This is a genomic window from Anaerovibrio sp., from assembly GCF_024697385.1.
Lineage (GTDB): Bacteria > Bacillota > Negativicutes > Selenomonadales > Selenomonadaceae > Anaerovibrio.
In genome coordinates this window covers 24,366-39,161 of the sequence record NZ_JAILFV010000123.1, presented here as the reverse complement: position 1 = coordinate 39,161, position 14,796 = coordinate 24,366, and the positions used below count along the sequence as shown (strand labels likewise).

General features: G+C 43.6%; 10 protein-coding genes. All 10 read left to right on the top strand.

What is annotated here, in order from left to right:
- Positions 1-275 precede the first annotated feature (275 nt).
- The 10 genes from K6C05_RS07150 to mazG all read left to right on the top strand — a co-directional run bounded on the left by K6C05_RS07150 (position 276) and on the right by mazG (position 14,672).
- Positions 276-698, top strand: a complete 423-nt coding sequence (locus K6C05_RS07150) for a DUF1934 domain-containing protein (RefSeq protein ID WP_296733016.1) — start codon at positions 276-278, stop codon at positions 696-698.
- 35 nt (positions 699-733) lie between these two features.
- Positions 734-2,395, top strand: coding sequence for an arginine--tRNA ligase (argS, locus tag K6C05_RS07145; protein WP_296733015.1), 1,662 nt, complete (start codon positions 734-736; stop codon positions 2,393-2,395).
- A gap of 154 nt (positions 2,396-2,549) precedes the next feature.
- Entirely contained in the window at positions 2,550-2,915 is a 366-nt protein-coding gene (rpoE, locus tag K6C05_RS07140; protein ID WP_296733019.1) for a DNA-directed RNA polymerase subunit delta, read from the top strand.
- Positions 2,916-2,948: 33 nt separating this feature from the next.
- On the top strand, positions 2,949-4,559 hold the full coding sequence (locus K6C05_RS07135) for a CTP synthase (protein WP_296733011.1): 1,611 nt from the start codon (positions 2,949-2,951) through the stop codon (positions 4,557-4,559).
- 542 nt (positions 4,560-5,101) lie between these two features.
- The gene (locus tag K6C05_RS07130; RefSeq protein ID WP_296733009.1) at positions 5,102-6,490 is read left to right on the top strand and encodes an MFS transporter; all 1,389 of its coding nucleotides are present in this window, start codon (positions 5,102-5,104) and stop codon (positions 6,488-6,490) included.
- 208 nt (positions 6,491-6,698) lie between these two features.
- Positions 6,699-7,649 (top strand): phosphate/phosphite/phosphonate ABC transporter substrate-binding protein, encoded by a 951-nt coding sequence (phnD, locus tag K6C05_RS07125; protein WP_296733007.1) that lies wholly within the window; start codon positions 6,699-6,701, stop codon positions 7,647-7,649.
- Positions 7,650-7,655: 6 nt separating this feature from the next.
- Positions 7,656-9,119 carry an ATP-binding protein gene (locus K6C05_RS07120; protein ID WP_296733005.1) on the top strand — a complete coding sequence of 488 codons (1,464 nt, stop codon included), beginning with the start codon at positions 7,656-7,658 and terminating at the stop codon, positions 9,117-9,119.
- On the top strand, positions 9,088-9,723 hold the full coding sequence (locus tag K6C05_RS07115) for a response regulator transcription factor (RefSeq protein WP_296733004.1): 636 nt from the start codon (positions 9,088-9,090) through the stop codon (positions 9,721-9,723). The genes K6C05_RS07120 and K6C05_RS07115 overlap by 32 nt, the downstream gene beginning before the upstream one ends.
- Positions 9,724-9,922: 199 nt before the next feature.
- Positions 9,923-13,201, top strand: a complete 3,279-nt coding sequence (gene mfd / locus K6C05_RS07110; RefSeq protein WP_296733002.1) for a transcription-repair coupling factor — start codon at positions 9,923-9,925, stop codon at positions 13,199-13,201.
- Positions 13,202-13,229: 28 nt separating this feature from the next.
- A complete protein-coding gene (gene mazG / locus K6C05_RS07105; RefSeq protein ID WP_296733000.1) occupies positions 13,230-14,672 on the top strand; it encodes a nucleoside triphosphate pyrophosphohydrolase in 1,443 nt (480 codons plus the stop codon).
- Positions 14,673-14,796: the final 124 nt, after the last annotated feature.

The following is a 14,796-nucleotide window of genomic DNA, read 5'->3' as shown; positions in this document are numbered from 1 at the left end:
AGCTTTAAGATGTCCCCTTCCTCTTTAGGTGGGGGAAAACAAACTACAACAGCTGGCGAGCATATCTCCCAGCTCGTTGAAACGCTAATTGGAAGATTTTTCTTCTAAAGAAGAAAAATTTGAACAATGGCGTTATAATGGCCTTGTAATAAAAAAGTTGGCAATCATGTCGGTTTAGGATATAATAGGTATAGTTTTGTGCAAATACAGGAAGCGAACGGGCGTTCTGTATGTTTTTTTGGTATTTTTGCTGGTGCAGGGGGCTGAAACGAAGTATGGATATTGTTAAGATATGTACCTCCGGATACCAGAAAGATCCTGAGGGTAAATGTGAAAAGGTTGCCCATTTGGCTGAAGGGAAGTACTATCTGCGCAATGGCAAGCATTATATTAAATATGATGACAGCAGTATGGATACGGATTATATAATTGGTACTACTATCAAGATTGATGGCAGTAAATTTCGTATTCTCCGCAATGGCCCAATTGACACGGATATGAACTTTGAAGCGGGTAAAACCACCTATGCGGTCTACCGTACCCCATATAGCTCCATGAAACTGGAAATTTACACCAGACAGCTGGATATCAGCATGGATTACGCCAGTGGCAATGTGGAGCTTTATTATGATATGAGAGTCGATGGTACTTTTGTGGGGGAATATGAGCTTCGTATAGAGATTAGCAAAGTGGTTTAATATATTTTTTCGTTGATTGTAGGAGGATATTTGTTTTGGATATCAAGGAGAAACTTATAGCTGCTATCGAGGGAGCAGCAAAAACTGCCATTAAGGATGGAGCTTTTTCGGAGGGACAGTTGCCAAATATTATTTTGGAAGTCCCACCCAAAAAGGAATTAGGAGATTTTGCTACTAATTTTGCCATGCAGTCAGCAAGGGCATTTCATATGAATCCAAGAAAAATTGCCGAGGAGCTGACAGCGCGTATTGATGCAGATTGGTTGGAACATACTGAAATAGCAGGACCTGGTTTTATAAATTTCTTTTTGAAATCTAATGTGCTATACGATGGGCTGAAGGATATTCTTAATCGTGGCGAGGAATTTGGACAGCTGCCACAAAAGGATATGAAACCGGTTCAGGTTGAATATGTCAGTGCAAATCCTACAGGGCCACTTCATGTGGGACATGGGCGTGGCGCGGCTGCAGGCAGTGCTTTGGTGAATGTGATGCGGGCAGCAGGATATCCTGTTGTCAGCGAGTATTATATAAATGATGCCGGCAACCAGATTGATAATCTGGCCTTATCGGTTAATCATCGTTATCTTGAACTTTTGGGGCAGGCTACAGAGGAAACCTTTCCTGAAAATGGCTATCATGGTGCTGATATCGTAGATACTGCCCGGCGTATTATCAGGAAGGACAATGACAAGTATTTAAATATGTCCCAGGAGGAACGCCTCGGTATATTCAAGGAACTGGCCTTGAAGGAAAAGCTGGAAGCCCTGAAGGAGGACCTGGCCGCATTTAACTGTGAGTTTGATGTATGGTACAGTGAACGGACACTGCATCCTGATAAGGTCAACAAGGCCATTGAACTGTTAAAGTCAAATGGTAAGATTTATGAGGAGGGCGGGGCCCTTTGGCTTAAATCAACTGAATACGGTGACGATAAAGACCGTGTGGTTATTAGGGATAACGGTGTTCCTACATATTTAGCCGCGGATATTGCCTACCACAAGGACAAGTATGAACGGGGCTTTGGCAAGATTATAAATATCTGGGGCGCTGATCACCATGGATATATTTGTCGTGTTAAGGCGGCAATAAGTGCTCTTGGTTATGATGCTGACAATCTGGAGGTGCTCCTGCTTCAGATGGTTCGTCTGCTCCGCGGGGGAGAAATGGTGAAGCTGAGCAAGCGTACCGGACAGACTGTGACCCTTGCTGAACTCATAGAAGAGGTCGGTACCGATGCTGCCCGTTATTTCTTTATTATGAGATCCATGGACAGTCAGCTGGATTTTGATTTGGATTTGGCCAAGTCAAAAACCAATGAAAACCCGGTATATTATATCCAGTATGCTCATGCCCGTATATGTAGTATTTTCCGTCAGGCACAGGAGACAGGTCTTCAGGTAACAGGTGATGTGGATCTTGCCCTTTTGGTGGATGAAACTGAAATAGATATTATCAACAAGCTCCAGGAATATGAAGAGGAAATAGAGCGTGCAGCTGCAGAATATGCACCTCAGCGTATTGCCCGTTATGCTTATGAATTGGCAAGCAAGTTCCATAGCTTTTATAATCAGTGTCGTATACTGGGGGTTGAAGACAAGCTGGCCGAGGCCCGTTTGGCTTTGGTGACCGTCACGGCCCATACGATTCGTCATGCTTTGGGGATATTGGGGGTATCAGCACCGGAAAAAATGTAAGCTTGGCAGCTGCAAAGGGAGCAATATTCTGTTGAAAGCTTTTGGGCAAGGGTATGTTGCCACCCGGAAATGAGTAAATATTGATTCCCCTTGGGGAATTTGATGATTTTGGCGTTAAATAATTTTTTTATCGGAGGCGTTTATTGTGGATTATATGAATAGTACTGATGTAGAGGTAGCCGCATATATTTTGGCAGAGCACAATGCTGATCTGGAAAATGTAGTTGATTCATCCTCATATGAGCCAATGTATTTTAAGGATCTTATCCTTGAGGTTATCAAGAGAAAAAAGAAACCGGTACAATCATTGCCTGAGGCAATTTCTGAAATTTATACCCAGATTAATATGGATGGAAGATTTACTTACAGAAATGATGGTAAATGGGGTCTGACAGAATGGTATCCAATGGAGAAAAAAAGCTCCAGGGGTGCCAGAACTACCTCCAGGGAGAGTGCTGCCCATGAGAAGAAAAAGGCCAGCGACACTCATAAATTTGAGAGCATTCAGGAAAACAATTAATGATAGGTGCACATAAATAGGAGGATAATTTGTATGGCAAAGTACATTTTTGTCACTGGTGGAGTTGTATCTTCTTTGGGAAAGGGGATAACGGCAGCTTCCCTGGGACGACTGTTGAAAAACCGTGGATATAACATTACTATTCAGAAGTTTGATCCATATATCAATATTGACCCTGGTACCATGAGCCCATATCAGCATGGTGAGGTTTTTGTTACTGATGATGGTGCTGAAACTGATTTGGATTTGGGACATTACGAGCGGTTTATTGATATTAATTTGACTAAGGGCTCCAATATAACAGCCGGCAAGGTATACTGGAATGTTTTGAACAAAGAGCGTCGTGGTGACTATCTCGGCAAGACCATTCAGGTAATTCCACATATCACCAATGAAATCAAGCAGCGTGTATATGATGTTGCTGCAGAGAGTGGTGCCGATGTTGTTATTACCGAAATTGGCGGTACTGTCGGTGATATTGAGTCACTGCCTTTTATGGAAGCAATCCGTCAGGTCAAAAAAGAAGTCGGTAAGAATGATGTATTATACATACATGTTACCCTGGTACCTTATATTTCCGCAGCAGGTGAGCTTAAGACCAAGCCTACCCAGCACAGTGTCAAGGAGCTGCGCAGTATAGGTATACAGCCGGATATTCTGGTATGTCGTACTGAAAAGCCAATTACTGATGAGATGAAGGCCAAGCTGGCCATGTTCTGCGATGTTGACAAGGAAGCTGTAATCGAGAACAGGACTGCCTCCACAATTTATGAGGTGCCATTGATGATGCAGTATGAAGGCTTGGACCGTATCGCCATGGAAAAGCTGAATATGGATTATGTACCGGTTAATATGGACAGCTGGGAACAGATGGTTTATAAGATCAATCATCCAAAGAAGAAGGTAAAAATTGCGGTGGTTGGTAAATATGTTGAACTTCCGGATGCTTATATTTCTGTTACTGAGGCTCTGCATCACGCAGGTATTGCCAATGAGGCCGATGTCAAGATTCATTGGGTCAATGCCGAGGAGCTGGAAAAGGCAGACAATCCTGATCTGGATGATGTGTTTGCCGGCTGCAGGGGAATTCTTGTGCCGGGTGGTTTTGGTGATCGCGGTGTTGAGGGCAAGATAATGTCCATTAAATATGCCCGGGAAAACAAAATTCCTTTCCTTGGCCTTTGCCTCGGAATGCAGTGCGCCGTTATTGAATTTGCCCGCCATGTATGTGGCATGACGGATGCTCATAGCTCTGAATTCTGTCCTGAAAGCACTCATCCTGTTATCGATCTTATGGAATCTCAGGTAGATGTTGAAGATAAGGGTGGCACTATGCGTCTGGGGGCATATCCTTGTGCTATAAGGCCTGACACCAGGACTGCAGCAGCCTACGGAGTTTCTGAAATAAGTGAACGCCATCGTCATCGTTATGAGTTTAATAATAAATATCGTCAGCAGCTTACAGATGCCGGGCTGGTAATCGCAGGTACTTTACCTGATGACAGCCTGGTGGAAATTGTCGAGGTCAAGGATCATCCTTGGTTTGTAGCTTCTCAGTTCCATCCTGAACTGAAGTCCAGACCTAACAATCCACATCCTTTGTTCAGGGATTTTGTTACCGCTGCATTGGAAATAAAGCGCTAAGCAGCTATTGATACCGATTTGAGGCTTTGTGTGATGAGAAACAGGATTGCACTGCTATCCTGTTTTTCTCATTTTATGATAAAATAGAGGTGCTTAATTGACTTAATATATGATAATTTTCAGTCAATTTACACAAACAATAATTGTTTTCTCCTGTTATGTAAGAATTATTCTTACATAAAATCAGAAAAATTCCTCTTTTTTTCATTATTTTCTTGTGCAATAATATTAATAGTGATACAAATGTCGTGGTATAAGGTCTGTTTGGACTGTATTAGAGGGGTACAGAAGGGGCTGGAGCCACATAGTAGTATTTACCACATGTGCCGTACCTCCCTGTCTTTAGTTATGGGGATATAAGGCACGTCCACCGAATTTGCGTAAGCAATTGAAGGTGGACACATGGGCAGGACATTGTCCATTGCGGAGAGAACTCGTAAGACCTGCTATGTCAGTAGGCAAGGTTCGTTATTAGCCCAGAACCCCTGGCTTTAGTCATGGGGAGTATGTCAATCAAACATATTTAAGGAGTGAAACGGAATATGGATTTTCTTTTGAAGATTTTTGGCACCGGTAAAGACTTGCCTGTAACTGCAAGTGCGGAAGATGTCAAGAAAAGATTCAACAGCATGCGCTGGAAGGTATTTGCATCTATCACAATCGGTTATGCTTTTTACTACATTATCCGTCAGGGATATTCTGTAATTAAAAAGCCTATGCTGAATTCCGGTGTGGTTACACCAGAGCAGATTGGTATTATTGGTACTGTATTTTTCATAACTTACGGTGTTGGTAAGTTTACCAACAGCTTCCTGTCCGACCGGATGAACAACAAGCGCTTCTTTGCGTTTGGTCTGTTTGTTTCTTCAATTACCATGGTTGGAATGGGTCTTGTTAATTCCTTCGTGCCTTTGGCCGTTCTCTGGGGTATTAATGGTTGGTTCCAGTCCTATGGTGCCGGCCCATCCATTGTTTCTCTGAATCAGTGGTTCTCCAAGAAACAGTTTGCAACCCTCTATGGTGTTTGGTTCACAAGCCATAACCTTGGTTCTGCCTTTGCATATTTTGCAATTGCAGCTGTTGTAACAGCTTACAGCTGGTCTATGGGCTTTATCATGGCAGGTGTTGTTTCCCTGGTTGGTAGTATTTTTATTTACCTGGGCATGAGCGACCGTCCTGAGACTTACGGTTTGCCAAACGGTGCAGTTTATTATGGTGAGAAGACTCAGGAAGAGGTTGATGCTCTTAAGACTAAGTCTGTTGGTTCCATGCAGTGGAACGAGGTTGTTAAGAATCCTGCTGTTTGGATTCTTGGCTTGGCTTCTCTCTGCGTTTACATTGCACGTTATGCAGTTGAGTCCTGGGGTCCTGTTTATCTCTCCACCGTTAAGGGCTATGACCTGATGGGGGCAGCAGGCGTTATGGCTTATATGCAGGTTGCAGGTATTTTCGGTGCTATGATGTGCGGTTGGATTTCAGACCGTTTCTTCGATTCCAAGCGAAATATTCCTGCCTTGATTTATGGTATTCTCTATACTGGTTCAATTGCTGGTTTCGTTTGGGCTCCACAGTCCTTCTATACCGACTTGTTATGTATGACCTTCTACGGCTTCACCATGGGTGCTCTTGTATGTTACATGGGTGGTCTGATGGCTGTTGATATTGTTCCGAAGCGTGTTACTGGTGCTGCTATGGGTATGATTGGTGCATTGAGTTATGTTGGTGCAGGTACCCAGGAATATGTAACCGGTAAACTGATGACTGTTACTCCATTGTTGGATGCTAACGGTGCTAAGGTTCTCAATGAGGCCGGTAAGGTTGTAAATACCTATGACTTTGGCAGTGCTCCTACCTTCTGGGTATGTGCCGCTCTGGCAGCTACATTACTCCCATTACTGGTATGGAATGCTAAGGCCAAGAATGATGAATGATATATTCGTTCCCTCTATATGAAAAAGGGTGTCCGGTTTTCCGGGCACCTTTTTCTTGTTGGCAATACCAAATGAAAACATGGTGGACTGACTCCGGAATGTAAGAATAACACATGCTTTATTCCGGTAGACATATGTCTGCCTTGAGTTGCATTAATTATTTTTTATGATATTATATAAAAGATAAATACCTTTGAATGGTGAGAGTATGAAGACACTGAAAATATTCCGACTGGGATTGCTGTTGCTCTGTGTTTGTCTTCTTTTTACAGGCTGTGAATCAACACAAGGGTATATTGATTTTTCCAATATGCAGGCCCAGTCCATGGATAATAATGATGACAATATGAAACAAACGGCGAAGGGGCAGCCGCTTCGGATAGCTTTTGCATCGGTACTTTCCCCGCGAGAGGCTCGACAGTACTATCAGAAGGTGGTGGATTATGTTTCAGCTAAAACTGGCCGCCCCACCGTGCTTATTCAGCGAAAGACCTATGAGGAACTTAATATGATGCTTTCAGGGGGCGAATGCGATATAGCATTTATTTCCACCGGGGCCTATGCCTCATATCATGGTATGCAGTCCATTGATATTCTTACCATGGCGCAGACATATGGAACGGTGTATTATCAGGCCCTGCTCATTGTCCCTGCGGACAGTGATATAACAGATTTTTCCCAGCTTAGGGGCAAGGTCATGGCCTTTACTGATCCTATAAGCTATTCGGGACGATTGGCAATAGATTACAAGCTGTTGGAGGAGTATAATACAATAGCTGAAAAGTTCTTTCAGCGGTGTTATTACACCTACAATCATGACAAGTCCCTGTGGGCGGTGGCCAATCATCTTGCTGACGGAGCAGGAATCGATGGACAGGTGTATGAATATTGTCTCAAGAACAATCCTGAATTGGCAAAGAAATTACGGGTTATAGAGACGATGGATCCGGTTCCTACAGGGCCGGTGGTTATACGCAGTGATTTACCGGCTGATGAGAAGGAGAGACTGCGGGAACTGTTTATCAATATGAATAATGATCCTAATATGCAGGTGGCTATGGCACGGGTCATGATTGACAAATTTGTACCACAGATACCTCATGCTTATGATGAATTACGCAGTAAATATAACCGGCTGGCAAAATTGCCAGGAGACTGATGTGTTATGAGCAATAAAGGAATTTATTTTAAGTTTAATGTATTAATTGTAGGCACAATCTTTTTTTGTGGAATGATTATGGGCTGCATGCTGTTGATGTCCATAAGCAAATATATGGAAGACGGCCTTATCGGCTCCGGGCAGGAATTGGCATCCTCCTTGGCTGTAACAGTGGGTAATGATATATTGTTTGATGATAAATTTTCCCTTTGGGACAGATTATCCAGAACAATGGATACTAATGAACAGGTTAGGTATATAATAGTTACATACCCAAATGGTGAGGTCATGTTTTCAACCTTTGGTAATATGCTGCCTGAGGGATTAAATCCTAAACGGATATATGATGGCACCAAGGGGATAGATTCTATATTGTATGCCAGCAGTGAAGGCCGCATCCGCGAAATAATGGTTCCGGTGGATGAAGGTATGATAGGCTATATCCGCGTTGGCATGTCAGAAAAAAAGATGATGTATATCCTTCAGGAACGAAGCATGGAAACAGGTATAGCAGTGCTGTTGCTGTGTGCTTTTGCATCCTTTATGGCATCCAGATATGCATGGTACTTCCTGCGGCCTATCAGTAAATTGGCATATGGTGTCAATCAGCTGGAAAAGGGTAATTATGGTGTAGTTGTACCTGTTTATGCCGGTGATGAGGTAGGAAAGCTGGCTGAAACCTTTAACCGCATGAGTGCCCAGATTAAGAAAAATACTGAGGAAAATAACCATCTTCTTGAGGAGTTGAAGCTCAAGGAGCAGGATAGAATATGGCTGATAAATCAGCTGTTTAAAGCCCGTGAAGATGAACAGCACCGTATATCACGGGAGCTCCACGATGAAAGTAGTCAATCAATGGCATCTATACTCACTTATCTGAGGATTTTACATGACCGGTTGGATACTGATGAACAAAGAGAAATGTTGTTTGAGATTAGGCAGCTTACAGCAGCTACCCTGGGCGGGATAAGGCAGCTGGCAGTAAATCTGCATCCACCGCTGCTGGATGATTTGGGACTGATTGTCGCCATAGAGAAATATCTGGATCCACTCGTTAAAATTAATCCGGATATAAAAATAGATTTCTGCCATAAGGGGAATTTTAATGATTTGCCCAAGCCTATAGCCCTAATGTGCTACAGGACAATACAGGAAGCCGTGGCAAATAGTATTAAGCATGCTGCGCCAACCAATATCAGGGTAGATCTGGAATCTGACGGAGTAATGCTGGTGCTGACTGTATATGACGATGGAAGGGGCTTTAGTGAGGATGAGGCTGAGGAAGCCCGTCTGAACAGACATTTAGGCCTGGTGAGCATGAAGGAAAGGGCCCAGCTCCTGGACGGCAGTTTTAAGCTCGTTACCGGTATAAATAAAGGAACTACAATTACTGTTGAATTACCAATATATGAGCTAGAAGAAGGGGAGGAACTTTTAAATGGCCAAGGGTTTAAGAATCCTGTTGGTTGATGACCATCGGGTTTTACGCACAGGAATGAAGATGCTGCTCTCTTCACAAAATGATTTTCAGGTTGTAGATGAGGCTTCTGATGGTAAGGAAGCGTTGGAAAAGCTGGCCCGTGGTAACATAGATTTGGTGTTGATGGATTTATCCATGCCAGGTATGGGCGGCATCGAATGCCTGAGGGAAATACGACTGCGTAATTATCAGGTGAAGGTACTGATATTGACAATGTATAGTGAACAGCAATATATAAAAGAGGTAATGATGCAGGGGGCTGATGGATATTTATGTAAGGATTCATTGGATTCAGAGCTGTTTCAGGCAATACGGACTGTGGCCGATGGTGGCAGATATCTGGGGGCAAAGGATGCCTATCTGCTTATAGACAGTCTGATTAATGAGCCACCGGAGCTGGTGGAGCTGTCTAAGCGTGAACGGGAGGTATTGGCACTGCTGGTTCATGGCTATTCATTATCGGTTATTGCTGAAAAGCTGTATATTTCCATTAAAACGGTATCAACCTATAAAACCAGGCTGATGCAAAAGTTAGGATGTACTCAAAAATCAGAACTGGTGGACTATGCTTTGAAGCATAATCTCTTAAGCTGACTGTTATCTGAAAACTGGGCTGGGTACACAGCCCTTTTTTTCGTGACTCTGTTTCTGCACTCCTTTTCACCTTTTTGGGGGATTTTGGCGTAGAGAAAGTGCCCGTATATATGACTTAAGGGCATTGTTCCTGTAGTTTGGGAGTTATCATTTTGGGTCTTGTGGTCAGAGGTTGTTTGTTGATGATGTAGGGGGTATTATGCGTAATTTGTTGACTGGTGTCCTGCAGGATGCTTCTGTTGCTGAAATGAAAGACTGTTATAATCGGAACAAGGGACAGGCTTTTGTATATGGTGTGGCCGGTACTCAAAAGCATGCCGTCTTTTCTGCATGTTATGCAGGTCATCCGGGGACAAGTGTGATAATTACCTATGATCAGGAAGAATTGGGGAGATGGAAGGAAGATTTGGCCTCGCTGCTGCCAAATGCTGCAGTGGTAGAGCTTCCTGTCCTGGACATGGTGGATTTTAATGCAGCAGCTAAAGGACTCGAGAGAAATTCTCATCGTATGGAAATTCTGGGCAGATTGCTAAAAAATGAGCCTATGATTGTCCTTTCCACTGTCCAGGCTGCTGTCCAGAAAGGTATTTCCCCGAGACAGTTCAAGGCCTTGAGTCTTAATTTGCAACTGGGTGATATCATTGAACGAAATGATCTGATTGAACAGCTTGTAAAAATGGGTTATGAGCGGACAGAGCAAGTGGAAATGCAGGGGGAATTCTGCATCCGTGGGGGAATTGTTGATATTTACCCGGTCAATGTCCATCAGCCGTATAGAATAGAATTTTTTGATGATGAGGTGGATTCCATCCGCTTCTTCAATGCTGATACCCAAATATCCGTTGGCAAGGCTGACAAGGCGGAGATATTGCCCTTTGATGTATTTGACGATAAACACCGTAAATCGATGTTCACTGAATTTCTCGGGAAAGGAGCAGTTGTCGTTGCAGATGCTCCACTGAAAATTCGTGAAGAGGCTTTGAAGCTGGTTAAGGAAAATCCGGATATAAAGCGGAGAATTTTTTCCTGGGATGATTTTTTAGAAAAAATAAAACCATATAATGTTATATATCTGGCCATGATGCTACACAGCTTTAATGGTGTGACACTTGATCATATGATTGGCATATCGGTTCAGGGTATAGCCTCATATCAGCAACAGTTTGATATGTTTTCCAATGATATTGAGGAGTGGCTGAAGGATGATAAAAGAGTTCTTGTCACCCTTGGGGACAGGAGCAAGATTTCGTCAGTAAAGGAAATCTTGGCCCGGCGTCGTTTGGCTGCTGTATCCGGGGATGAGCTTACCGACCTGAAAAATGGATTAGTGACCATTATTGAAGGCACTTTACTCAATGGCTTTGAGTTACCACGGGCAAATTTGGTGGTAATCACCGAGAAGGATATTTTTGGGCGCCAGAAGAAAAAGCTTAGCAGGGTCAGCAAGGACGAGAGGATTAGTCATTTCCGTGAAATCAACGCCGGAGATTATGTTGTGCATGTGCAGTATGGTATTGGAAAATACTGTGGTGTTGTTACCAAGGAAATTGACGGTATCAAAAGAGATTATCTTTTTATACAGTATGGTGGAGAAGATCAGCTGTATGTACCAACGGATCAGGTGGGAATGCTCCAGAAGTACATAGGTAAGGATGGAGATGCACCAAGGCTGCATAAAATTGGCGGCTCCGCCTGGAAAAAAACGAAAGCCAAGGTACATTCCTCAGTGAAGGATATTGCTCAGGAGCTGATTAAGTTGTATGCCCAGCGTCGACAGGCGGAGGGGTACGCATTTTCAAAGGATACTGTTTGGCAACAGGAGTTTGAGGACGCATTTCCCTACGAGGAGACTCCGGATCAGCTGACTGCTGTTGCAGAAATCAAGGCGGATATGGAGCGCCCTCAGCCAATGGATAGGCTGGTGTGTGGGGATATTGGTTTTGGAAAAACCGAGGTGGCTATCAGGGCTTCCTTCAAGGCTGTTATGGATGGGAAGCAGGTGGCAGTTTTGGTCCCAACTACCGTTTTGGCCCAGCAGCATTATAAAACATTTATGGAGCGATTCCATAATTTTGGGCCATCTGTCGAGGTAATAAATCGTTTCAGAAGTCAGAAGGAACAACGGGAAATACTGGACAGGGTAGAGGATGGCCGTGCAGATATCCTGATTGGCACCCATGCTATACTCAATTCCAAAAAAGTTGTTTTCAAGGATCTTGGCTTACTGATTGTGGATGAGGAGCAGCGTTTTGGGGTTGCCCAAAAGGAAAAAATAAAGCGCCTTTCCACTGGTATAGATGTACTGACACTGAGTGCTACGCCTATTCCACGAACCCTGCATATGTCCTTGTCCGGTGCCCGTGACATGAGTATTATGGAAACAGCACCTCGGGAAAGATTTCCGGTGCAGACCTATGTGGTGGAAGAGGATGATGGTATTATAAGGAGTGCTATACGACGCGAATTAAAACGGGGTGGACAGGTTTATTTTGTATATAACCGGGTGGAATCAATTTATTCCATGTTGGCACGCCTGGAAAAACTGGTTCCTGAGGCCAGAATCCGTGTGGGGCATGGACAGATGCGGGAAGCACAGCTGGAACGGGTGATGGTTGAATTTTATGAAAATGAATTTGATGTGCTTCTGGCCACATCGATTATTGAAAATGGACTTGATGTAGCCAATGCCAATACAATTATCGTATATAATGCTGATAAATTCGGTTTGGCACAGTTGTATCAGATGCGGGGCCGTGTAGGGCGTTCAAAAAACCTGGCGTATGCGTATCTCCTTTATAAGCAAAACAAGGTACTCAGTGAGGTGGCCGAAAAGAGACTGCAGGCTATCAAGGAATTCGCTGAGCTTGGTGCCGGTTTTAAGATTGCCATGCGTGACTTGGAGATAAGAGGGGCAGGTAACCTGCTTGGGGCACAGCAGCACGGGCATATCGCCAGCGTCGGCTTTGAAATGTATTGCCGTATGCTGGATGATGCGGTAAAGGAATTAAAGACAGGCAAGCCTGTGACCAGGCAGGCTGATCCGCTGATTGAATTTAGGGTAGAAGCATATATAAGTAATGATTATGTAGGCGATGCCATGCACAAAATTGAGATTTATCAGCGTATTGCCGCTATTAAAAATAATGAGACCCTGGATCGGCTTTTGGATGAGCTGGTGGACCGCTTCGGGGATCCACCAAAGCCGGTGCTTAACCTGCTGACGGTGGCCAGAATCAGAAATTTGGCCCGGGAAGTGGGGATTAAGCACATTAAGGAAGGTACACAATTCCTGGAATTTGGGTTTGATGGTGAGCCTAAATGTGATATCAAAAATTTGGTAGCTGTATCCCAACAATATGGTGATCATGTAAAGTTTGACAAGCATAGTAAGTCGATGCTAATAGATTTATGTATCATAACAAGAGCTACGATTCAGGATTTTGTACTGGATGTTATGAAAATTCTGGTGGGAAAATGATACAGACAGAATTTATGGAGGAATAGGAATGGGAAGTATAACAGTTACAGGCCTTGGTCCTGGAGCTTTTGGACTTATTACACTGGATAGCTGGGAACGGATGCAGAATGCAGGCACCCTACTGCTTCGTACAGCAAAGCATCCCACAGTTCCATTTATACGGGAAAAGGGAGTCGTTTTTGAGTCCTATGATAGTTTCTACGATGGAGCAGACAGTTTTGATGAATTATACAAGGCTATTGTTGCTGACCTGGTAAGGAGGGCAGAGGGGGAGGATATAGTGTATGCTGTTCCCGGAAGCCCGATGGTAGCAGAAAAAACGGTAGTGCTTTTGCGCAAAAGCTGTATGGAAAACGGGATCAAGCTTGAGATAATTCCTGGCATGAGCTTTGTGGAGCTGCTTTATAGCAAGCTGGGGCTGGATCCTATAGACGGAATGACAATAATTGATGCTGAGGATTTTGATAAGCTGCCGATAGATATGCCAACAGGGCTTGTTATAACTCAGGTATACAATGAACGGATTGCTTCCGACACCAAGCTGAGCCTGATGGAAGTGTTTCCTGATGAGTACCCGGTCACTTATGTGCATAAATTGGGTATGCCGGATGAAAGCATAAGGGAAATTAAATTGTTTGAGCTGGATCGGCAGCCCGACATAGATTACCTAACCAGTATCTATATTTCCCCCTTTTTAAGAAAAAAAGAGTTTGATATTACACCACTTAAGGATATAATCCACCAGCTTCGTTCTCCGGGAGGATGCCCCTGGGATATCGCCCAGACCCATGAGAGCATAAGGATAAATCTGCTGGAGGAAACTTATGAGGTGTTGGAGGCTATTGATATTGGGGACAACACTCTGCTCTGTGAGGAACTGGGGGACCTGTTGCTCCAGGTTGTGTTTCACGCAAGGATGGCTGAAGAAACAGGGGCTTTTTCCATGCAGGATGTTGTGGATGGGGCTACTGAGAAGCTGATACGCCGCCATCCGCATATTTTTGGTGATGTGCAGGCTGCAGACGCAGGGGAGGCCATACTGACCTGGGAAGCCATAAAAAAACAGGAGAAAAAGGAGCGTAAATCCGTTTTGGATGGAGTTCCGTCGGGGATTCCTGCTCTTATGGGCGCCCAGAAGCTTCAGCATAAAGCTGCAAAGGTTGGTTTTGACTGGGAGAAGATTGATGATGTCTGGACCAAATTTAAGGAGGAAATAGATGAACTGAAGGAAGCTCAGCGTGAGGGGGATGCGGGGCATATTCAGGAGGAATTGGGAGATGTATTATTTACAGCAGTTAATTTGGCAAGATTTTTGCAGGTTGATTCAGAGCTTGCCTTATTGGAATGTAACAGAAAATTTAAGGCAAGATTCGGATTTGTTGAAGAACAGGTTAAAAGTGCAGGTAAAGACTGGACTGAATGGTCTTTGGAGGAATTGGACAACTTTTGGAACAAAGCTAAAAAGTTATAATATTCAAAAAATTTAATTTTTTTTTGTAGTTTCTTTGCAAAAAGCTAGTGTTTATGGTATATTGTAACCAATTAAGTGGTTAAGAAGCAGTAGTTATGCGGATTTTCCAAAAGAATACCTAATT